This window comes from Alteromonas sp. MTD1 (assembly GCF_042848195.1).
Classification (GTDB): Bacteria; Pseudomonadota; Gammaproteobacteria; order Enterobacterales; family Alteromonadaceae; genus Alteromonas.
The window spans coordinates 78,797-99,460 of record NZ_BTGG01000006.1 but is presented as its reverse complement, the minus strand read 5'-3'; the positions used below and the strand labels follow the sequence as shown (position 1 = coordinate 99,460).

Here is a 20,664-nt window from a genome sequence, read left to right as displayed (position 1 = left end):
ACACTGTAAGAGCTACTACACCACCTGCCCTGCTGCCCAGCCGCTGCTCCATGCCCACTGGAAGTTAAAGCCACCTAGCCAGCCCGTTACATCTACTACTTCGCCAATGAAATATAGGCCTTCTACGTTTTTCGCCATCATGGTTTTTGATGAAAGTTCATTAGTGTCTACACCACCAATGGTGACTTCTGCGGTGCGGTAGCCTTCTGTGCCGTTAGGTTTTACTTGCCAATTCTCTAACGTGTTGGCAATGGTGTCGCATTCGGTGTGAGATAGTTGCTTCACTGGTACGTTGCGCCACTGATTATACTCAATGAAGCTTTGTACCATGCGCTTTGGAAATACTTTATTTAAGCATGTGGCCAGCAACGCATCGGGTGTACTTTCACGCGCTTCTTTAATAAATGCGTGGGTGTCGTGGTTTGGTAGCGTATTAATGCTTAAGCTATCGCCCGCTTCCCAGTAGCTTGAAATTTGCAGCATAGCAGGCCCACTTAGGCCGCGGTGAGTAAACAGCATAGCTTCTTTAAATGTGGTGTCGTTGCAGCTTGCGTAAACGTCTACGGCTATACCGCTAAGTTCTGCCAGCGTTTCTTTGTCTTTGTCGTGCAACGTAAATGGCACAAGTGCCGCCCGCGTGGGCAAAACATTGAGACCAAACTGCTCGGCAATTTTATAACCAAACGGTGTAGCGCCTAGTTTAGGCATGCTTAACCCGCCAGTAGCAATCACCAAAGACTCACATTCGTAATCGCCGTTCGACGTTGAAAGTAAGTACCCACTTTCTACTTTTTCTACGCTTAAAATTTCACAACGCGTAGTAATAGTAACGCCCGCTTTGTCGCACTCTTTAAGCAGTAAATCTACAATGTCTTTTGCGCTATCGTCGCAAAACAATTGCCCAAGTGTTTTCTCATGATAAGCAATGCCGTAGTCGGCCACTAGCCCGATAAAATCCCATTGGGTGTAGCGGCTTAATGCCGACTTACAAAAGTGAGGGTTTTGGGAAAGAAAGTTTTCTGGGCCTGCATACATATTAGTGAAGTTGCAGCGGCCACCGCCCGACATCAATATTTTGCGACCTACTTTTTTTGCATGATCTAGCACTTCAACGCTTCTTCCACGCATACCTGCTTGTGCTGCACAGAAAAGACCGGCAGCACCAGCACCTATAACAATTACATCGCGCTTTATCACGTTTTAGCCCCGAGGAAATACAGCGAGTGGGTGTGTGGTAATTAAGGCCATATGTGCTCGTTCGCCGGGCTTAATGGCATTTTCATGGCTTACACGCACTTTAAGTTGGCTACCGTTATCTAGTGTAACCGCATACAAGCGACTTTCACCTTCGTAACGCACCCAATCTACCGTGCCGTTTGGTTGAGGGTGAGTTGCACTTAAGCTTAGGTCATCAGGGCGAACCAACAAGTCCACATCGCCATTGGCGTTTTGAAGTGGCGTACCCGGAACATTACCTATATCAGTAACAACCGTGTTATCTGGGTTATTGCTGCTGTTGTCAAAGGTGGCAGTTAGGAAACTTGCTTCACCCATAAAGCGCGCCACAAAGCGGCTTGAAGGCGTTGAGTAGCATGCTTCTGGCGTGTCTAACTGCTCTAGCACGCCTTTATTCAAAATACCTACTCTGTCGCCAACACTTAACGCTTCATCTTGGTCGTGCGTTACCCAAATGGCTGGTACACCCGCTTTTTTAAGTGCATCACGTATTTCCCAGCGTAGACTGTCTTTAAGCGCTGCATCTAGGTTCGATAATGGCTCATCTAGCAACACAAACGAAGGCTCATGCGCTAAGGTCCTTGCTAGCGCCACGCGTTGCTTTTGCCCGCCCGACAAGCGCGCAGGCTTGGCATCGCGAAATGCATCTAGCCCCAGTAGGTTTATCCAATGATCAGCAAGGGCAGTGTCTTTTAAACGAAAGCACACGTTTTGCTGAACGGTAAGGTGCGGAAACAAAGCGAAATCTTGAAACACCATGCCCACATTACGCTTTTCAGGTGGTACGTGTTTAGATGACGTGCTTTCCCAATTGCCCAACGACATTGAACCTTCAGAAATAGGAATAAGCCCAGCTAGTGCTTGCAATATAGTGGTTTTACCGCAGCCAGTCGGCCCTACCAACATAAGAATTTCGTCGTGCCCAAGCTCTAGGTTTAACTTGTCGACTACGCGGGTTGACCCATAATTCACAGACAAATTACTAACACTTAGCATTACGAACGATCATCCTCAGTAACAGTAAATTGGGCTTTTCTTTCGCCCGACAGCATAAGCACTAAGCCTACGCCAGATAACAACACAAGCAATAAACCAGGTACTGCCGCGCGGCCAAAGTAACCCGCTTCATATACACGCCACATATAGGTAGCCAGTGTTTCAAAGCCTGTAGGTCCAAGCATTAGTGTAGCGGGTAGCTCTCGCATAGCTTCAAGAAATACGAGTGCAGCGCCTGCAATCATACCACGAAGGGTAAGAGGAAGCGTAATGCGCATAAACGCTTCACGCGGGCTAGCGCCTAATACGCGGGCAGCCTTAACTAAGCCAGAATCTATATTTTCAGAGGTGGTTCGAACGCTACCTACCGCTAGCGGGATAAAACGCAGTACATACGCCATTACCAGCAAGCTCAAGGTTTGGTAAAGCGCGGGAAGCTGAAGGCCCACATAAACCAACGCCGTACCCATAACAATGCCGGGCACGCCAAAACCAAAATAGGTGATGCGTTCCATAAAGCGCCCTGCTTTACCTGCAATAGCCGCATTGGCAACGGGTATTGCTAATAACACCGCCACAATGGCTGCAATAAACGACGCATGGGCAGAATTCCATGCATAAGCAAGCTCGAACCCACCTGTGCCCTCGCGCACAAGCCACAATATAAATACCGCCAACGGCAAAATAATAGCCATAAATACCACAGGAAACGCAGCGGCTAACATGGCATTACACTGCCAACGTGCCGGAAACAGCATAAGGTGCTTACCTGGTCGCTCTTTTGCCCCACCTATTCGGCTCTCTATAAACAATATCAGGCACACAATAACCATTAGCTGCAAACTCAGCATGGCTGCTTGGCTAAGCCCGAACGCGTTGTATTCTACGAAGATAACTCGCGTGAAGGTGTCTAACCCCATAATGGCAGGCGTGCCAAAATCGGATAACGCATACAGCGCTGCCAATAGAGCACCTGCTGCAACGCTGTTTACTACGCGTGGCAGCACAACTCGCCATAGGCTTGCACCAAGCGACAAACCTAACGTACGCGCTGCATTTACCAAGCTAGCGTCTAAGCTCAAAAGGCTTGCACGGGTTGTCATCATAACGAAAGGGTATGTGTAAAGGCTCATTACAAGTGCCGAGCCCCAAAGTCCACTTATAGGCGGAGTAGAAAAGCCCAGTACGTTTTCTATTTCACCACCGCGGCCAAAGGAGAAATACATGGCAAACGCGCCAATGTAGCTGGGCAATGCAAGAGGCGCGGCAAGTAATATTAGCCAAAAGCGTTTAAACGGCATTTGCACGTAGGCTGTGAAAAAGGCAAGTGGTACGCCGATAGCGACAGCACCAATGATGGTTAGCACCACTAAAGATAAAGTATTGCCTAAAACGCGAAGGTTATGGGTATCGAAAAGTTGCGCACTGTCTTGGGCTAAAGAAAACAAAACGCCGACGGGCAATAAAGCCATCAGCGCTATTAGTAGAGCCAGTGGGTACGACTTTGGCCAGTTTGTCACAGTACGCCAACATCCCTCATCATATTAAGAGTGGGGCGCAAGTCTGCCAATTTACGCAGGTCCATGTCGGGCGGCGACAGGTCGCTTAAACTTACAAGCCCTTGAGGCTGGTCTACGCCTTGTACCAGGGGTATTTCGTAAGCTTCACGAGCTAGGTACGCCTGAACTTCAATGCTTAGTAAGTAACGAATAAAGTTAGCCGGTAAGCTGCCTTCACTTAATGCAACGATGCCAGATGCATTCACCAAACATCCTGCATCGTTGTTGGTATAGGCAAGCGCTACGTTGGCGTCGGGCTTACCTGATTTCAAGCGCAAGGTGTAATAGTGGTTCGCAAAACCTATATCTACCTCACCTCGCTCAACACCCATTACTACACCAAGTTCACCAGCGTATTTTTTCGAATTACGATTAATCCCCTTAAGCCATGACTTGGTTGCCGCTTCGCCTTCTAGAATACGCATAGCAGTTACAAAAGACTGGAATGATGAATACGCAGGCGCCCAGCCAATTTTTAGGTCGCTGTCGGCAAGTGCCATTACGCTGTCGGGGATTTGCTGTTCAGATACGCGCTTGGTGTTATATGGCAACGTACGAACGCGCCCTGTTACCGGAGACCAGCTAGAATATTGAAAACCATCTTTAAGTTGGGCAGTTAAGTCGGCAGGTAATGGCTTTGCCGCACCTGCATCGGTTACTACACCAATAGAACCCGTATCTACTGCCCAGAACAAATCGGCGCGTTTCACACCTGCTTTTGTTTCCGCCACAATAGTATTGGCTAGCGCCGCTGAACCGCCGCGGCGCACTTTAAGATTTAGTTTGGGATTACGCTTTTCAATTGCTTTAAGCACATTCTCGTAAAGACCGCCCTCACCACGACCAAGGTAAAGGGTTAAATCACCCTCTAATTTGGGAAGCGTTTCAACCGACACACTGCCCGTTTGCGTCATGGCTTGCAAAGCACCGAAGGGCATGCTGCCCAACGCACCTGCTGCCGCTAAGCCTTGTAAGAATGTTCTTCTTTGCATAAAGCTTCCTTAAAATACGTCTTTACGACTTTTTTCTGCTTCTACTAGCAGTGCGCGAGCGCGGTCGAGCTTAGTTTGCATGGTTTCTACTACGGCTCGTACGCTGTCTACCCCTTTATTTTTCGAAATAGCTTGAGGTAGCGTAACGTTGAAGTCTTTCTCCAAGTCTTCAACCAATGCTGCGTCTTTTGTAATTAGGTCGCCTTCAACACCTTCGAAACGCTGAAGATAGGTGTCGTGAACTAGCGTTGTTGCTACTTCGTGTAATTGCTCTGCATATTTAGCCACCACACGATCAAGGCGAGTTTTAATATCGTCAATCATTTCAGGGCCAGTAGTAGGTTCTTTTTCCGTAGTTTTCACCACGTCCACTAAGCCTTTCTTCTGATATTGGGCGGCAAGTTTAACTGCGCCTAGCGCTTGCCACAAGGCATGATTTAAGTTCTCTTGCTCTTTGCGAACTTCGCTCAACGGCTTTCCACCGTCTATTGCCATTTTAACGCCGTATATGCCTTGCCAAATTGATGCATAAATTGGCACAAATTGAGTTTCAATGGCCGAATGGAATTCCACTTCTTCCCAGTACTCAATAAGCGCATCTGTTTTAAGTGACTTATCTTTCGCAGCGTATGCGTCAACTACACTACCGAACTTGCTCTCTAACCAATGCACTTCTTCAGTATATTCACTGATATGTGCATGCAGGTTATTTACGTGGTCGCCTATTTCACCATTGGCCATGGCCCTACTTGACACCATAGCTAGAGACACCACAGCTAGAGACATCGCAGAAGCAAAAACTAGCGCGCTCATTCGTTTTAGTGTTGTTGTCATACTGTTTCCTAATTCTTAATTATCGCCGCAAATGATACTTATTATCATTAATAGAGTAAAGGTGACACGCCGCGAACAGCTACTGCTTACCGCACACACCCTCTGCGTTTTAACTCGTATTTCAAACGTTAACATTGCGTTATTCAATGCTGTTAGCACGCATTACAAGCACACTAATGCTACTTTAAGCGCATGTTATATAACGTATTAATGAAAGTGAGAGATCATACTCTTATGACAGTTTAATGAAAAAGACCTGCCTTGTATAAAAGAGTTCACACGTTAAGGTCATAAATACAAATTTTTCACTATCCCAACAAAAAGCCCGCTCTTTGCAGCGGGCTTTTTTATTATTTAGCGTACTTATGCTTGCCACATTTCCGTTTTCATCAATGGGCGCATAAGAGAATGTTAGCTTTTACAGGCTATCTAGCATGGTTTGCGCGTCGCTTACGTCAAAACGACCTGGGTCTTCAACGTTAAGCTTTTTCACTTTACCGTCTTCAACAAGCATTGAATAACGCAGTGAACGCATACCGCCAAAGTTACCAGTACTCATGTCTAGGCCAATTTGTTTAGTGAAGTAACCATTGCCGTCGGCAACCATTAAAATTTCTTCTGCATTGTTTGCTTTGCCCCATGCATCCATTACGAACGCATCATTCACCGACAAACAAATAATGCTGTCGACGCCTTTAGCTTTAATCTTATCTGCTAGGGCAACATAGCCTGGAAGATGAGAATGCGAGCAGGTTGGCGTAAAAGCGCCAGGCACAGCAAACACAACCACTTTTTTATCAGTGAACAGTTCATTTGTACCAGGGTTAGTTACTTCACCGTTTTCTAATAAGCTAAAATCCACCTCAGGCAGAGTGCTTCCAACTTGTATCATATGGTTCTCCTAATTTTTCTGACACAAATACACGTCAAATCGATGTTTCTTACTCTCAATGGCCATTGATGGTTTTTCTCCGGCCAGCACATCTGCACTATTTGGGCGTTTCACGACGACCCGGTGCGTGGCTAGCATTAGTGCTGGCGGCAACAGCGCATCTGCATCAGGGTCGTGCCCTAGCAGTTGCTGAAACAGCCGCATTTCCTTTTTCACCAAGGCTGATTTCTTTTTATGTGGAAACATGGGGTCTAGATAAATAGCATCCACGCTTTCACCTTTGAAGTATTGCATTACCTCGGCACTATTTCCATGCTGAAGTGACATTCGGTTGGCAAGGTCAGGAAAAGTCAGCGCTAAACGCCGTATTCCATCTTCAAGCAAGGCAGCAACTATCGGCGACCGCTCGATCATAGTTACACTACAACCTACGCTTACCAGTACAAAGGCATCGCGCCCTAAACCTGGCGTTGCATCAACCACATGCCATGCATCGTTACCTTTAAGCCCAATTGCCTTTACTATCGGCTCTTTACGCCCGCCACCATGCTGCTTTCTGTACAAACTGGCCGGTGAGGCAAAGTCCACTTCCACCGGCAGCACTTTTTTCTCACTTGCATCAGCAAGACCAAGTACGTCTTGGTATACTTGTAAATAAAGCCCTTCCGACGGTTTTTCATTGTGTGATAGTACGGGGAAGCCCCATTTAGCGCTTATACTGAGCGCTAGCTGGTTGTCGGCTTCGTACAATTCATCATCTGATGCACTGGCAACAACGATAGGAAGCTGACTAAGCATGGCCGTACTGCTCCTTGTGTCCAATCCAGCGGTTAATAATTGCTTGCGCGTGCGATGGATATTTGTCCCATAGCGTGTATGCAATTTCTTGTACTCTTGGTATTAATGCGGCATCGCGCACCAAATCGGCAATTTTAAGTTCTGCCATGCCCGTTTGCTTAGTACCCATAAACTCACCCGGACCACGAATTTCTAAGTCGCGCTGCGCTATGTAAAACCCGTCGTTCGACTCTCGTAGCACCCCTAAACGCTGAGTAGCCGTTTTTGATAACGGGCTTTGATACATTAGCACGCACTGACTTTCTACAGCGCCCCGCCCTACTCGACCGCGCAGCTGATGCAGTTGAGCCAAGCCCAAACGCTCTGGGTTTTCAATTATCATAATACTGGCATTAGGGACATCTACGCCTACCTCAATGACGGTAGTGGCGACTAATAAGTCTAACTTTCCATCTTTGAAGTCGGCCATTACTTGCGCTTTTTCTGCAGGCTTTAGTCGCCCATGTACTAAGCCAACCTGTAAGTCGGGTAATGCCGTACGTAACGTTACTGCTGCATCTTCGGCAGCTTGGCATTCAAGCACTTCCGATTCATCAATAAGCGTACACACCCAGTACGCTTGTCTGCCGTTGTCCTTACATGCTTGGCGTACACGCTCGATAACGTCGGCGCGACGCGTATCAGGCAGCACCACCGTTTGCACAGGGGTGCGCCCTGGAGGAAGTTCATCAATCACAGAAGTATCTAGGTCGGCATAAGCGGTCATTGCCAGCGTTCTTGGAATGGGTGTGGCAGTCATAATAAGCTGGTGCGGATAACGCCCCTGCTGTTCACCTTTATCACGTAGGGCTAGTCGTTGATGTACACCAAACCTGTGCTGCTCATCTACAATCACAAGCGCCAATTGTTGATAGTTCACGCTCTCTTGGAAAATTGCGTGTGTGCCGACCAGCATTTGAATATCGCCAGCTTCTAGACGCGCTAATACTTCATTACGTACCTTGCCCTTCAGTTTGCCGGCTAACCAGCCTACCTCAATGCCAAGCGGCTCTAGCCAGCCTCTAAAGTTATTGGCGTGTTGTTCTGCAAGTAATTCTGTTGGTGCCATAAGCGCCACTTGATGGCCCGCGCCAATAGCCGACAGCGCGGCAAGTGCAGCTACCAAGGTTTTACCCGAGCCTACGTCGCCTTGGACCAAGCGCATCATTGGTCTGGCGTGCTGCATGTCTTTTTGTATATCGGCAACAACACGCTGCTGAGCACCGGTTGGCGAAAAGGGCAACTGCGCAAGAAGCTTATCGATAAGTGTTTGGTTTACTTCAATTGGAATGCCTGGTTGTGCATCAGACAGCTTGCGCACTTTCAAAACGCTTAAATGATGCGACAGCAGCTCTTCTAGAATAAGACGGTATTGTGCAGGGTGCAGTCCTTCTTCCATTTCATGTACATCTACATCTGGCGGAGGCCGATGCACAAGGTGAAGCGCTTCATTCAGGCTAATTTGTTCGTCGTATATGCCTTCCGGCAGCAGGTCTGCCAGTGCGCCTTTATCAAGTAATGCTAATGCTTGTTCCGTTAAATTTCTAAGCGTAAGCTGCTTTACACCGTCAGTAGTCGGGTAAACTGGGGTTAGTGATTCTTCACTGGGCGGGGCGTCTTCATCTACCAGCTTAAATTCAGGGTGCATCATTTCAATGCCCCACTTGCCGGTTCGCACCTCACCAAAGCAGCGAACCGTGTTGCCCGGCGTCATCATAGAACGCTGCACAGCACCAAAATGGAAAAAGCGCAGGGTAATAGTGCCCGTACCATCGCTTAGCTTAACCACCAGCATTCGCTTTTTACCATATTGAATGTCGGCACTCATTACCTCGCCCTGCACACTTACATGCGTAAAAGGGCGACACTCGGCCACACTGTAAATACGCGTTCTGTCTTCATACCTATGCGGTAAGTGAAACAGAATGTCTTGAAGCGTAAATAGCCCTATTTTGTTGAGTTTTTCTGCCACCTTAGCGCCTACGCCTTTAAGCGCAGTAATAGGAGTAGTGGCGAGTGCTTGCATTCAGTTATGTCCTTCTTTCAAATAACTGATAAAAAATAAAAAACGATGAGGGATAACATGCCCTTAGTAACGGAAAGTGTAAAGGATTGTGGCTAGGTTGGCGAGTACGCTTTGGTCCAGTTTTTTAAGGCCAAAAATAAAGCCTGCGGTTTAGGCAGGCTTTTTATTTGTTTGTGCTTTGTACCAAAACTCGATATACCGATACTCGATGCGCAAGGCTGTTTAACCTATTTGCTATTATGCTTCTAACGCGTTCGCTTCGGCTTGAGTAATTTGCATCTCTTGCCACCAGCTATCATCGGCAGCAATTTCACCTAATTCATTGATAGGTGGAAGTGCTAGCCCCTTACGCTGACAAAGCTTAAACAAACGCGGATAACCATTTTCAAATGCCAGTGCCTGACACTCTTCTTCTGCAAGATGCTGTGTGTTGTACATACCCGCAATAGTGCGTTGACGCTGTGCTTCGTAAAGTACCAGTGCTGCTGCAACAGACACATTAAGCGACTGCACCATGCCCATCATAGGTATAACAATATCCTGATCGGCTAATGCTTTAGCTTCATCTGTAGCGCCGTATTTTTCTTGTCCAAACAAAATAGCGGTAGGTTTGGTGTAATCGATATCACGAAAATCTACAGCGGTCTCAGACAAATTAGTAACCAATACCTGCATGCCCTGCCCTTTAAGGTCAGTCATAGCATCTGCGATATTCATGTGGTTTGTTTGGCGTACCCATTGCTGGCTGCCCATGGCAGTACCGCGTCTGAATTGATACTGCTTTTCCCACACGGTATGTACACGATGAATGCCCACTGCATCACACGTTCGTACAACCGCCGACACATTGTGTGGCTTATGCACATTTTCAAGACATACCGTTAAGTCGGTTTGCCTTTTTTCCAGCACTTCTCTAATTCGCTGGTAACGCTCAGGTGACATGACTTACTCCGGCAGTTCCATTACGCCATCAATTTCAATTTGTGCGCCCTTTGGAAGCGCTGAAACTTGAACGGCTGCACGTGCTGGATAAGGCGTATTGAAATAACGGCTCATAATCTCATTCACTAACGCGAAATGACCAAGATCGGTAAGAAAGATATTTACTTTCACCAAGTCGTTAGTGCTACCACCAGCAGCTTCACACACTGCTTTCACGTTTTCAAATACCTGTACAGCTTGCGCTTCAAACTCGTCAGAGACCATTTCCATGGTTTCTGGCACAAGTGGAATTTGGCCTGATAAATAAACGGTAGTGCCTGCTTTCGCTGCTTGGCTATAAGTACCAATAGCAGCAGGTGCCTTATCGGTCTGAATAATAGACTTAGACATAAGAGTTCCTAAAAATGTAATTTAGTGTCGAGATTGACTGTGACGAGACACTCTTTGAACCTCTGGCATGGTACGAATTTTCTTCATCACGCGAGCCAAGTGCACACGGTTATGTGTAGTGAGTTCTAGGTCAATAAAGTAAATATTACTCTCTTTCTCTTCAGTTTGCAGACCAATGATATTGGAATCGCACCCAGAGATAGTGTTCGTTAATGTTGCCAGTGTGCCCTGATGGTTAAACAGTTCGATACGTAGCGACGCTTTAAATTCGCCCTGTGGTTCATCGTCCCACTGCATTGGAAGCACGCGCTGTGGCTCTTCTCGTGCAAGTTTACGAATGTTGTTACAGCCTGTTTGGTGAATGGTCATACCGCGACCAGGACTTAATACAGCCACAATTTCATCGTCTGGAATAGGATGACAACAACGTGAGTAATTCACTAAAAGCCCTTCCGTTCCGCGAATGGCTACATTACCTTTTTTGTCCGACAGGTCATTGGTACTTTCACCAAGTAGCCTACGCGCAACAATGGCGCTAAGTTCGTTGCCCAAACCAATGTCGACCAGCAAGTCGTCAAAGCTGTCGTGCTTGGTTTCAGCGACTACGCGATCGATATCTTCTTGCGGAATATCGTCAAGTTTCACCGTGCCTAATGCATGACGTAACAGACGGTTACCCATGTTCACTGCTTCTTGCGAGTGCTGTTTGCGCAAATACTGGCGAATTCTGCCACGAGCGCGAGCACTCACCACAAAGTTCAGCCAGTTCGCATTAGGCTTAGCTTTAGGTGAAGTAATAATTTCTACGGTTTGGCCATTTTCAAGCGGCTTACTAAGGCTAAAGTTTCTGCGTTCAACACGCACACCAACGCACGTATTACCCACATCTGAGTGTACGGCATAAGCAAAGTCGACCGCTGTAGCGCCCATAGGTAGCTCAATGATGCGACCATCTGGAGTGAAAACGTAAATTTCATCTGGGAAAAGGTCGGTTTTTACCGATTCAATAAATTCAAACGACGAACTGGCCGACTGTTGAAGTTCAAGCAGGCTTTGCATCCACTTGCGGGCTCGAAGCTGCGCGGTTGTGCCATTGTCGCCGGGCTCTTTATAAAGCCAATGCGCAGCCACCCCTTTGTCGGCCATCTGATCCATTTCCTGTGTACGAATTTGGATTTCAACGGGTATACCGTGAGGCCCAATGAGTGACGTATGCAGCGATTGATAGCCATTTGTGCGAGGAATAGCAATGTAGTCTTTAAAGCGGTTTTCGATAGGCTTATATAGCCCATGCATTGCGCCTAGCGCGCGATAGCAATTATCTACCGTGTTCACCACAATACGGAAAGCATAAATATCCATTACCTCATTGAACATCAGTTCTTTGTTTTTCATTTTCCGGTAAATGGAATACAGGTGCTTTTCTCGGCCTAGAACATCAGACTCAATCTCATAAGCGGTTAAGCGAGTATTTAGCTCGGTGCGAATATTTTCAATGATTTCCTTTCGGTTACCGCGCGCCTGACGAACAGCAGATTTGAGCGCACGATGGCGCATTGGGTACATGGCCTGAAAACCTAAATCTTCAAGCTCGTTTTTAATATCGTGAATACCTAAGCGATGCGCGATAGGCGCATAAATCTCAAGGGTTTCAAGGGCAATACGACGGCGCTTGTCTGGGCGAAGTGAGCCCAACGTGCGCATATTGTGAGTACGGTCGGCCAGCTTAATTAGAATAACCCTGATATCTTGTACCATGGCCATCATCATTTTGCGGAAGTTTTCTGCCTGCGCCTCTTGTTTGGAGCCAAACGCCAGTTTATCTAGCTTACTTACACCTTCAACTAACTCCGCAACCGTGTCGCCAAATGCACTGGCTAAATCTTCTTTGTTGTAATGCGTATCTTCAATAACATCGTGTAAAAGTGCTGCCATGATAGTTTCATGGTCAAGGTGCATATCGGCAAGAATACCTGCCACAGCTACAGGGTGCGTAATGTAGGGGTCGCCACTTGAACGCATTTGGCCATCGTGGGCCTCTTGCGCCAAAATAAAAGCATCTTGAACCAGCTGCACTCGCTCGGCTGGTAAATACTCAATAACTTTCTGCTTTAAACCTTCAAACAAATACACTGTTAAGCGTGACCCTTATAAAACGTTACAACCTTAAGAATACGTCTTATTCTGCTATATTCCAATACGCCAAAAGTAAAGCGCCAGTGCTTTTTCAAAGCACTGGCGCTAAATTTGTCGTAAAAGCCCTTAAAGGGTACTTTTTACTGCTCAGATAAAATGTTTGCTACCGATGCAAACTCAGCGTGTTCTTGCTGTTCTTGAGCTTGAAGTTCTGCTTGCTCAAGTGTAGCAGCAGTAACTAAGCCTTCTTCAATTTCACGAAGTGCAGTTACGGTTGGCTTGTCGTTTTGAACGTCAACCATAGGATCTTTGCCTTCAGTGGCAATTTGACGTGCACGGCGTGCAGCAACAAGCACTAGGTCAAAGCGGTTACCAATTTTATCTACGGCATCTTCTACAGTTACGCGAGCCATGTATATCTCCGAAAATTAGGTTGAGCAAGTTATTCAAAAAACGGCCGCGTAGTATACATGGTTGTATATCGCGATCCTAGCGTTTTGTTTGAAATTAGCACAGCAAGATCGCGTTGATCACGCCCTTCGCGGCTAATTTTGCAAATCACATTATCTAATTACTGGGTTTAGCTTACGCGCTACCAAGCAATTCGTCCAACAAAGGTTGATGACGCATTTCTTGTTTTACAGTTCGTAAACGCTGTGCCGTAACCACTGCTTCAAGTTCACTGAGCGCGGTTGCAAAGTCGTCATTGACTATTACATGATCGAACTCGTTAAAATGCGACATTTCAGAAACAGCCTGAGACATACGTCCAGCTATGACTTCTTCACTGTCTTGACCGCGATTGTTTAGGCGCTGCTCTAATACATTAAGCGATGGTGGCAAAATAAAGATTCCACAGGTATCTGGCATTAGCTTCTTCACCTGTCTTGCACCTTGCCAGTCGATGTCTAGAAACACGTCTATTCCTCGATGCAGTGTTTGTTCAATAGTAACGCGCGACGTGCCGTAATAATTGCCAAACACTTCGGCGTACTCAAAAAATACGCCTTGTTCGATAAGTGCTTCAAACTGCTCTCGGCTTACAAAATGGTAATGCACGCCGTCTTCCTCGCCCGGGCGCGGTGCACGCGTGGTATGTGACACAGACACCTGCATTGGTGTTGTGCTGTTCCCTTCGTATTTTTCCATGAGTGCCTTTATCAGGCTAGATTTGCCCGCACCGGAAGGTGCTGCAAGTATAAATAAGTTGCCAAGGAGTGAAGCCATAAAATATTAAAATTCTATCAAAGTATGGTGATTTCTTATCGCAATGATAGCATATCTAGCATCACAGCCGTAACAACCAATATTGTGTGAGCTATGCTGCACGCCACTAAACAATATGGTGTGGCTTCTGAACCTAAATTAAAACAAGAGAAACCGTGCTTTTTAGGGCGATAAAGGATATCGCTTTGTAGTAGTTGCACTTCAGTTACTGCCCTGTAGTAACTAAAAAAGCGCTTATAATTAGGAAAAGAAAGATGAATAAGCAACTTTTACCATGCGTGGAAATAAATCCAACAACAACACCTACAGCATGTGTTATTTGGTTACACGGCCTTGGTGACTCGGGTCACGGATTCGCGCCAATCGTTCCTGAGTTAAAGCTTCCCAGTAGCCTTGCGGTTAAGTTTATCTTTCCCCACGCGCCGGAACGCCCTATCACTATAAACGGGGGCATGCGCATGCGCGCGTGGTACGACATAAAATCAATGGATTTTGACAGCCGCGCCGATTTAGCGGGTGTACAAGAATCTGCAGAACAAGTTGAACAGCTCATTCAAGCGCAAATTGACAATGGCATTCCTGCAAACCGTATTGTGTTGGCAGGCTTCTCGCAAGGCGGTGTTATTGCACTTCACATTGCACCGCGAATTAAACACAAATTTGCCGGCGTGCTAGCGCTCTCTACCTATATGTGCGAGCCAACCTTACTAGTAAACGATGCGCAGAACACAAATAAAACAACGCCCATAATGATGGCCCACGGTGAGCAAGATGAAGTGGTACCTGTTTTCATGGGTAACGCAGCGTATGAAGTACTGAAAGGTAATGGGTTTGACGTGACGTGGCAAACTTATATGATGCAGCACAACGTATGCATAGAAGAATTAAACGACATAAGCGCTTGGCTGCAGAAGGTACTTAAGTAGTACGCCAGTTCCTATATTGTTAGAAACACAAAAAACCGCTTTAAAAAGCGGTTTTTTAGTTTTAATAACAGCATTTATAGCACCGTTAATTACCAATACCTCAATGCCAGCGAAGCAAAACAGTGTTATTCCACCACCCTGTTACGACCGTTCTTTTTCGCTACATAAAGTTTATCGTCAGCCTGTTTAAGGGCGGCGTTTATATTGGAGTCTGTTAACGCAGTTGCTACACCAAAGCTTGCCGTTATTGGATGGTTAATGTCGCCTTGAATAAACGGGTTTGCTTCTACATTTTCCCTAATTTTTTCTGCAAGTTTTACCGCTTGGCTTAATGTAGCGTGAGGGAAAAGAATGAGAAACTCTTCACCGCCTGTTCGAGCAACGACATCGGTATTTCTTACACATTCTTTCATTAGCTGAGTGAAATGAATAAGCACATCGTCACCCACGTCATGGCCATAGGTGTCGTTAATTTTTTTGAAGTGATCAATATCAACCACTACCGCGCTTAAAGGGAAATACGATACAGGGTCTTCCATGGCTCTATCAAAAAATACCGCATCAAGAAAGCGTCTGTTTGGCAGTTTAGTGAGTGGGTCGGTATTCGCCTGACGCATTCGCTCTAAGTTTTCTTTCAGCATTTCTTTTCGGCTTTGATGCCAAAAGTTCTCGCCAATAAACGCAACACAAATAAAACAAAGCGTAGCAATTAAAAATCGTGACACGTGTTCAGGCGGATATTCTGCAACTATGAGTTCTTGATTGAACAATAGGGCTATGGCTATACCCAAAGTAACCGACACATACACGATGGCAGGCTTAAAACGCACCACTATAATTTGAATGAAAATGAGTGGAAAAATAAAGTACAGGCCCGTGTTATTCAAACCACCGGTGTACACCAGCGCATTAACGGTAAAGACTACGATAAGGCCAGCAATATAATAAAACGTATCGTTTCGCGGGAACGCATGGGAAAGCGCAACATTGGCGTAGACTACCGCAGCTGATGCCGCCAGAGAGCCAACCAGCAATGTATCGCCGCCCCCATAGTTGAGCCACGCCATAAAGGCCATAATGGTGCCGCCAACATACGAAATAAAATAAAGCGTTAATCGCCTTCTTTTCGTTTCGGCTTCATCCTGCTGCGAATTCCTTAACAACTGTCGTACCGATGAATGGTCCATACAACACTTAATCTCCGTTTAATTATCAACTACATAATTCACACATAGCATAGACTGGTTTTTATCCAATCTACAAATAGAAAACTCGTTATACATGCAAACTTTGTGTTCGAAAACGCGTATACTAAGCACTAGAAATAGATAAAGTTTAATAATTTAGAGTTTTGGAAAGGCCATGAGTAATCTCAACACCACACGCACCATTAGAATTGCCACAAGAAAAAGTGCTTTAGCGCTTTGGCAAGCCGAATATGTAAAGGCAAAACTGCTGGAGCATTACCCCACAATGGCGGTTGAGCTAGTACCTATGAGCACCCAAGGTGACAAAATTCTAGATACTCCCCTTGCCAAAATTGGTGGCAAAGGGCTGTTTATTAAAGAGCTTGAAGTCGCCATGCTTGAAGGTCGCGCCGACATAGCCGTGCATTCAATGAAAGACGTTCCCGTTGAATTTCCTGAAGGCTTTGGGCTTCATGCTATTTGCGAGCGAGAAAACCCATTCGATGCGTTTGTTTCAAATAGTTTCGACTCATTAGATGCTCTTCCACACGGTGCAGTTGTAGGTACATCAAGCCTTCGACGCCAATGCCAAATTAGAAAGTTTCGTCCAGACTTAGTTATTAAAGACTTACGCGGCAACGTAAACACGCGCCTTGCCAAATTAGATGCGGGCGAATACGACGCCATTATTCTTGCCTCTGCAGGGTTAATTCGACTAGAGATGGAATCGCGTATTCGTATGCCGTTACCGGCAGATATTTCGCTACCAGCAGTGGGACAAGGTGCTGTAGGCATTGAGTGTAGAAATGATGACGCTGAATTAATTGAGCTACTACAAGCATTAAACCATACAGACACTAATAGTCGTGTAACCGCAGAGCGCGCAATGAATGAGCGCCTTGAAGGCGGCTGCCAAGTGCCCATTGGCAGCTTTGCAACGCTTGACGGTGATGCCCTTACGCTAACTGGTATGGTTGGCAAACCAGATGGTTCAGAACTGCTTTTTGCATCGGCAACAGCGCCGCGAGATAACGCTACGAGCATAGGCGTTGAAGTAGCCGAAGCACTGTTAGCGCAGGGCGCAGGTGACATCCTTAAAGCGCTGTATAACTAAGCTAACTTAAGAGCCATACCATACGCTATGTTACTGTTTACACGCCCATTGCCCAAACTCAATACCACTGCTAAAGCATTCGATGCTGCAGGTATTAACGCAGTGGGCGTAGCCACAACAGATATAGTTCAAGTGGTTTCAGAGCACAAAGCAGCGCTGTTATTACTTACCACAAATGCTATAGACGTGGTGATTGTGACTAGCGTGTACGCCGTAAAAACCGTACTTACTGCAATGCAAGACTATGTGTCTGCACACGATAGCTACCCAATTTTTGTTGCTGTTGGCGACGCTACAGCACGAAAACTGCGAGAAGGGTTACCCAAAAACGCTGCTCAGAACGTCGTTACCCCAGAGTCACACACCTCAGAGGGAATAGTGGCAATGCACTATTTCAATGAGGCAAATGTTCAACATGTAGTTATTATGAAAGGTGAAGGCGGCCGGCAAGCAATAGCTGAGGGCTTAGCTAGAGAAGGAAGAATTATTAGCACATTTTGTGTATACAAAAGAGAGCTACTTACGCAGCCTGTGTACACAAAACGGTGGAAAATTGCCGACGTTAGCGGCATTATCGCTACAAGCGAGGCCATGGCGACGCAACTTATTTCGCACTATGGCAATGCATTGCTAACGTTACCATGGGTAACCGTAAGTGAACGCATAGCAACGTCACTCAACAGATTAGGGGCTTCGCGCGTTCAAATATGTCATCGCGCAACCGACCAAGCACTTATCGCTTGGGTAAAGGACAATTGGGAGTATTGAATGGCCAACAATAAAGATAACAGCCCTCATAATGAGGAACTTGTTCACGTAAGTTCAGAAAAAGACGTTATCGAGTCGACTGCAACTAACGCTGACAAAGCTTCCAAAAGTGCTAAAAAGTCTTCGGGTAACGGACTACTGTGGTTTGTGGTTTTCATATTATTATTGGCGGTACTTGCCCTAGCCGGCGCAGGCTATTGGTACTACACCAAACAACAATCTGCTCACAACAACGTTCAGTCAACCCAGCAAAACACCGCCACCCAAATACAACAGCTAGCGGCAGACCGAGCAACGCTTGCTAACTCGCTTAGCGAAGTTAAACAAACCAACAGCGCCCTTCAAGAGACGGTAGCTGCGCTTAAAAAGCAAAACGATATGCTTGCGCTACAGGCTGAATCGGCACTTGAACAAATTCAGAATATGGAAGGCCGCCGCCCTGCCGATTGGTTAATTGCCGAAGCCGACTATTTAGTTCGCATGGCAGGTAGAAAACTTTGGCTGGAAAATGATGTTCGCACTGCCATCCTTTTGTTAGTAAATGCTGACAAACGCTTAAAGTCGCTAGCTGACCCGTCTGTACTTCCTGTTCGTGCAGCTGTTGCTGAAGATATTCAAACGTTGCAGCAATTAAAACAAGTATCGCCAAGCTCTGTTGCACTAGCGCTAACCGGCATGGTTGCACAAATTGATAAACTGCCTTTAGACACATTTGAGAAACCTGTTGATGCTAACGGCGAAGACAATACGTTGTCAGAGTCTGCCGATGATTGGAAAGACAACTTGGCAAAAGTGTGGCGCTCTTTGGTAGACGACTTCCTCACCATCAAAACCATAGATGGTCCAGTACAACCCGTACTGTCTTTAGAAGCGCAGTTTTTAGTAAAAGAGCAGCTTCGCCTGCAGCTAATGCACGCACAGTCTGCAGCGCTTAGGGGCGATGCAGGGCTTTACAATCAATCACTTCAATACGCTCAAACCATACTTATTGAAAAGTTTGATATTGAAGCTAGCCAAGTAAGTGGCTTTGTTAGCGCGCTACAGAACTTATTGAAAACCGATGTTTCGCGCCCTATTCCAAGTGAACTTGTATCGCAAAAGCCGCTAGAAAGACTGTTAGACAACCGTGTTAAACAAGTATTTGGTCAAGGAGCAAGCGTACTATGAAATGGTTAGCTATTGCCCTTGCGGTATTAGCCGCGTTCGTAGCCGCATTGATTATTGGCCCCATGCTGTTAGGCGATCAAGGCTATGTACTATTCACTCTTGGTGATACCGCCGTTGAAATGAATATTATCAGCTTCGGTATTTTGCTGATTGGTGCGCTTGTAGCTTGGTACGTGTTATCACGAGTAACACTGTGGGCGTTAAGTCTTATTACTGGCTCGCATAAGTGGTTTGGTAGTTTGGGCGACCGCAAGCGTAAACGCGCTTTTTACGATGGTTTACATGCCATGGCCGCTGGCGATTTAGACACAGCGCAGAAGGCCCTTGGCAAAACCACTAACGGTGACTTTGAAGGTGTAAATTACTTAGCATCGGCACAAATTGCGTTTACGAATGGCGACCTACCGAAAGCGCGTTACTTTTTAACACAAGCCACCGACTTTCCTACAGCTAAAGTAGCTGCCACGGTAATGCATGCACGTATTGATTTAGTAGATAACAAACATGCAGAGGCGCTGGAAAAGCTAGACGCGCTTGACGAGCAAGAGCGCGACAGCAAGCCTGTCGTTCAGTTAAAAGCGCAAACCCTTGCAGAGCTTGGCAAATGGCAAACCTTGGAAGAAAACTTATCAGGTTGGCGCAAGGCACTACCTAAAGATGCCTACACCGCATGGAGCAAGCGTATAGCTAAAGGTAAGTTTGCCGAAATTGCCAGCAAACAAGGTGCTGTAGAGCTTAAGAGCTACTGGGAAAACCTGCCTAGAAAGCTACGCCATGACGACGCATACCGCGCGGCTTACGTGCAACAACTGCTTGATCAAGGCATGCATGCCGACGCTCAACAGCTTTTGGTTGAGTGGCAAAAGCGTGGCCCGAACACTGAACTTTTCCCATTGTTTTCACAGCTTGATATTCCAGACTCTTCACCTTCACTACGACTGCTAGAAAGCTGGATTAAACAAGACGAAGAAAACGTTGCATTATATTCAACACTTGGCCAAGTAGCGTTTAACTCAGGTGACGACGTACTTGCCGAAAAAGCGTTGTTAAAAGCGACCAAAATGAAAGCGCGAAAAGAAGACTTATTGCTGTTGTCAGCCATAAGCGAACGTAATCAAGATACAGTAACTGCCCTTCAGCTTTACAAAGAAGGGCAGCAAAGCGCAGGATAACGTGTTGCGCACATAATGATTTTTTAATAATAACTTTTACACGTCCTCTTGTTTTATCTTGGGCGTTGGTTATATAGTAAAAAGCAAGTTACTTGTCGGAGTGCTTCACTGGATATCCAGTAAGCTGAGACCGCGAAAGCGGGATCCGTTGAACCTGATCAGGCTAATACCTGCGAAGGGAACAAGAAAATATAATGCTGAAGTTGAAATGTTGTTGTGCTGTTGTATTAGCACGCGTTGCCACTGTGGCTTGGATGTCTTTA

Annotated in this window: 19 protein-coding genes and 1 riboswitch; of the genes, 5 read left to right on the top strand and 14 right to left on the bottom strand. The window is 46.3% G+C overall.

Translation table 11 applies throughout. The annotated features are described in order from the left end of the window. Window positions 1-15: 15 nt before the first annotated feature. The 13 genes from ACGHAV_RS09515 to gmk all read right to left on the bottom strand — a co-directional run bounded on the left by ACGHAV_RS09515 (window position 16) and on the right by gmk (window position 14,067). Window positions 16-1,197 carry an NAD(P)/FAD-dependent oxidoreductase gene (locus ACGHAV_RS09515; protein WP_390379589.1) on the bottom strand — a complete coding sequence of 394 codons (1,182 nt, stop codon included), beginning with the start codon at window positions 1,195-1,197 and terminating at the stop codon, window positions 16-18. 3 nt (window positions 1,198-1,200) lie between these two features. Continuing rightward, window positions 1,201-2,232, bottom strand: coding sequence for an ABC transporter ATP-binding protein (locus ACGHAV_RS09510; RefSeq protein WP_390379586.1), 1,032 nt, complete (start codon window positions 2,230-2,232; stop codon window positions 1,201-1,203). Beyond that, entirely contained in the window at window positions 2,232-3,752 is a 1,521-nt protein-coding gene (locus ACGHAV_RS09505; protein WP_390379583.1) for an ABC transporter permease, read from the bottom strand. The genes ACGHAV_RS09510 and ACGHAV_RS09505 overlap by 1 nt, the downstream gene beginning before the upstream one ends. Next, window positions 3,749-4,783 carry an extracellular solute-binding protein gene (locus ACGHAV_RS09500; protein WP_390379580.1) on the bottom strand — a complete coding sequence of 345 codons (1,035 nt, stop codon included), beginning with the start codon at window positions 4,781-4,783 and terminating at the stop codon, window positions 3,749-3,751. The genes ACGHAV_RS09505 and ACGHAV_RS09500 overlap by 4 nt, the downstream gene beginning before the upstream one ends. A gap of 9 nt (window positions 4,784-4,792) precedes the next feature. Next, on the bottom strand, window positions 4,793-5,617 hold the full coding sequence (locus tag ACGHAV_RS09495) for a hypothetical protein (RefSeq protein WP_390379577.1): 825 nt from the start codon (window positions 5,615-5,617) through the stop codon (window positions 4,793-4,795). A gap of 418 nt (window positions 5,618-6,035) precedes the next feature. Further along, window positions 6,036-6,509, bottom strand: a complete 474-nt coding sequence (locus tag ACGHAV_RS09490) for a peroxiredoxin (protein WP_390379574.1) — start codon at window positions 6,507-6,509, stop codon at window positions 6,036-6,038. A 9-nt stretch (window positions 6,510-6,518) separates the two neighbouring features. Next, window positions 6,519-7,307: a class I SAM-dependent methyltransferase gene (locus ACGHAV_RS09485; protein WP_390379572.1), complete on the bottom strand. Its 789-nt coding sequence runs from the start codon at window positions 7,305-7,307 to the stop codon at window positions 6,519-6,521. After that, window positions 7,300-9,372, bottom strand: coding sequence for an ATP-dependent DNA helicase RecG (gene recG / locus ACGHAV_RS09480; protein WP_390379569.1), 2,073 nt, complete (start codon window positions 9,370-9,372; stop codon window positions 7,300-7,302). Before recG ends, ACGHAV_RS09485 begins: the two co-directional genes overlap by 8 nt. 237 nt (window positions 9,373-9,609) lie before the next feature. Continuing rightward, window positions 9,610-10,314 carry a tRNA (guanosine(18)-2'-O)-methyltransferase TrmH gene (gene trmH / locus ACGHAV_RS09475; RefSeq protein WP_390379566.1) on the bottom strand — a complete coding sequence of 235 codons (705 nt, stop codon included), beginning with the start codon at window positions 10,312-10,314 and terminating at the stop codon, window positions 9,610-9,612. Between the two features lie 3 nt (window positions 10,315-10,317). Continuing rightward, complete coding sequence (locus tag ACGHAV_RS09470) at window positions 10,318-10,704, bottom strand: RidA family protein (protein ID WP_334014601.1); 387 nt, start codon at window positions 10,702-10,704, stop codon at window positions 10,318-10,320. Window positions 10,705-10,725: 21 nt separating this feature from the next. Next, window positions 10,726-12,837, bottom strand: a complete 2,112-nt coding sequence (spoT, locus tag ACGHAV_RS09465; protein ID WP_390379563.1) for a bifunctional GTP diphosphokinase/guanosine-3',5'-bis pyrophosphate 3'-pyrophosphohydrolase — start codon at window positions 12,835-12,837, stop codon at window positions 10,726-10,728. Window positions 12,838-12,980: 143 nt separating this feature from the next. Then, window positions 12,981-13,253, bottom strand: a complete 273-nt coding sequence (rpoZ, locus tag ACGHAV_RS09460; protein ID WP_334014604.1) for a DNA-directed RNA polymerase subunit omega — start codon at window positions 13,251-13,253, stop codon at window positions 12,981-12,983. A gap of 172 nt (window positions 13,254-13,425) precedes the next feature. Beyond that, on the bottom strand, window positions 13,426-14,067 hold the full coding sequence (gene gmk / locus ACGHAV_RS09455) for a guanylate kinase (protein ID WP_390379560.1): 642 nt from the start codon (window positions 14,065-14,067) through the stop codon (window positions 13,426-13,428). Between the two features lie 254 nt (window positions 14,068-14,321). On the opposite strand from gmk, the gene ACGHAV_RS09450 reads away from it, so the two are divergent. Continuing rightward, window positions 14,322-14,993, top strand: coding sequence for an alpha/beta hydrolase (locus tag ACGHAV_RS09450; RefSeq protein ID WP_390379557.1), 672 nt, complete (start codon window positions 14,322-14,324; stop codon window positions 14,991-14,993). A 125-nt stretch (window positions 14,994-15,118) separates the two neighbouring features. On the opposite strand, the gene ACGHAV_RS09445 is transcribed toward ACGHAV_RS09450, so the two are convergent. Further along, on the bottom strand, window positions 15,119-16,180 hold the full coding sequence (locus tag ACGHAV_RS09445; RefSeq protein WP_390379554.1) for a GGDEF domain-containing protein: 1,062 nt from the start codon (window positions 16,178-16,180) through the stop codon (window positions 15,119-15,121). A 175-nt stretch (window positions 16,181-16,355) separates the two neighbouring features. Between ACGHAV_RS09445 and hemC the strand changes: the two genes are divergently transcribed. The 4 genes from hemC to ACGHAV_RS09425 are packed head-to-tail and all read left to right on the top strand — an operon-like array spanning window position 16,356 to window position 20,401. Beyond that, window positions 16,356-17,294, top strand: a complete 939-nt coding sequence (gene hemC / locus ACGHAV_RS09440) for a hydroxymethylbilane synthase (protein WP_390379552.1) — start codon at window positions 16,356-16,358, stop codon at window positions 17,292-17,294. A 27-nt stretch (window positions 17,295-17,321) separates the two neighbouring features. After that, window positions 17,322-18,062: a uroporphyrinogen-III synthase gene (locus ACGHAV_RS09435; RefSeq protein WP_390379550.1), complete on the top strand. Its 741-nt coding sequence runs from the start codon at window positions 17,322-17,324 to the stop codon at window positions 18,060-18,062. Beyond that, window positions 18,063-19,229: a uroporphyrinogen-III C-methyltransferase gene (locus ACGHAV_RS09430; RefSeq protein WP_390379547.1), complete on the top strand. Its 1,167-nt coding sequence runs from the start codon at window positions 18,063-18,065 to the stop codon at window positions 19,227-19,229. Further along, complete coding sequence (locus ACGHAV_RS09425) at window positions 19,226-20,401, top strand: heme biosynthesis HemY N-terminal domain-containing protein (RefSeq protein ID WP_390379544.1); 1,176 nt, start codon at window positions 19,226-19,228, stop codon at window positions 20,399-20,401. Before ACGHAV_RS09430 ends, ACGHAV_RS09425 begins: the two co-directional genes overlap by 4 nt. Window positions 20,402-20,487: 86 nt before the next feature. Beyond that, window positions 20,488-20,599, top strand: a riboswitch (TPP riboswitch). Window positions 20,600-20,664: the final 65 nt, after the last annotated feature.

Bases quoted from the DNA above. Each gene is read 5' to 3' on its own strand.
- ACGHAV_RS09510 (WP_390379586.1), bottom strand. From the start codon at position 2,232: ATGCTAAGTGTTAGTAATTTGTCTGTGAATTATGGGTCAACCCGCGTA.
- ACGHAV_RS09500 (WP_390379580.1), bottom strand. From the start codon at position 4,783: ATGCAAAGAAGAACATTCTTACAAGGCTTAGCGGCAGCAGGTGCGTTG.
- ACGHAV_RS09495 (WP_390379577.1), bottom strand. From the start codon at position 5,617: ATGACAACAACACTAAAACGAATGAGCGCGCTAGTTTTTGCTTCTGCG.
- ACGHAV_RS09490 (WP_390379574.1), bottom strand. From the start codon at position 6,509: ATGATACAAGTTGGAAGCACTCTGCCTGAGGTGGATTTTAGCTTATTA.
- ACGHAV_RS09485 (WP_390379572.1), bottom strand. From the start codon at position 7,307: ATGCTTAGTCAGCTTCCTATCGTTGTTGCCAGTGCATCAGATGATGAA.
- recG (WP_390379569.1), bottom strand. From the start codon at position 9,372: ATGCAAGCACTCGCCACTACTCCTATTACTGCGCTTAAAGGCGTAGGC.
- trmH (WP_390379566.1), bottom strand. From the start codon at position 10,314: ATGTCACCTGAGCGTTACCAGCGAATTAGAGAAGTGCTGGAAAAAAGG.
- ACGHAV_RS09470 (WP_334014601.1), bottom strand. From the start codon at position 10,704: ATGTCTAAGTCTATTATTCAGACCGATAAGGCACCTGCTGCTATTGGT.
- rpoZ (WP_334014604.1), bottom strand. From the start codon at position 13,253: ATGGCTCGCGTAACTGTAGAAGATGCCGTAGATAAAATTGGTAACCGC.
- gmk (WP_390379560.1), bottom strand. From the start codon at position 14,067: ATGGCTTCACTCCTTGGCAACTTATTTATACTTGCAGCACCTTCCGGT.
- ACGHAV_RS09450 (WP_390379557.1), top strand. From the start codon at position 14,322: ATGAATAAGCAACTTTTACCATGCGTGGAAATAAATCCAACAACAACA.
- ACGHAV_RS09445 (WP_390379554.1), bottom strand. From the start codon at position 16,180: ATGGACCATTCATCGGTACGACAGTTGTTAAGGAATTCGCAGCAGGAT.
- hemC (WP_390379552.1), top strand. From the start codon at position 16,356: ATGAGTAATCTCAACACCACACGCACCATTAGAATTGCCACAAGAAAA.
- ACGHAV_RS09435 (WP_390379550.1), top strand. From the start codon at position 17,322: ATGTTACTGTTTACACGCCCATTGCCCAAACTCAATACCACTGCTAAA.
- ACGHAV_RS09430 (WP_390379547.1), top strand. From the start codon at position 18,063: ATGGCCAACAATAAAGATAACAGCCCTCATAATGAGGAACTTGTTCAC.
- ACGHAV_RS09425 (WP_390379544.1), top strand. From the start codon at position 19,226: ATGAAATGGTTAGCTATTGCCCTTGCGGTATTAGCCGCGTTCGTAGCC.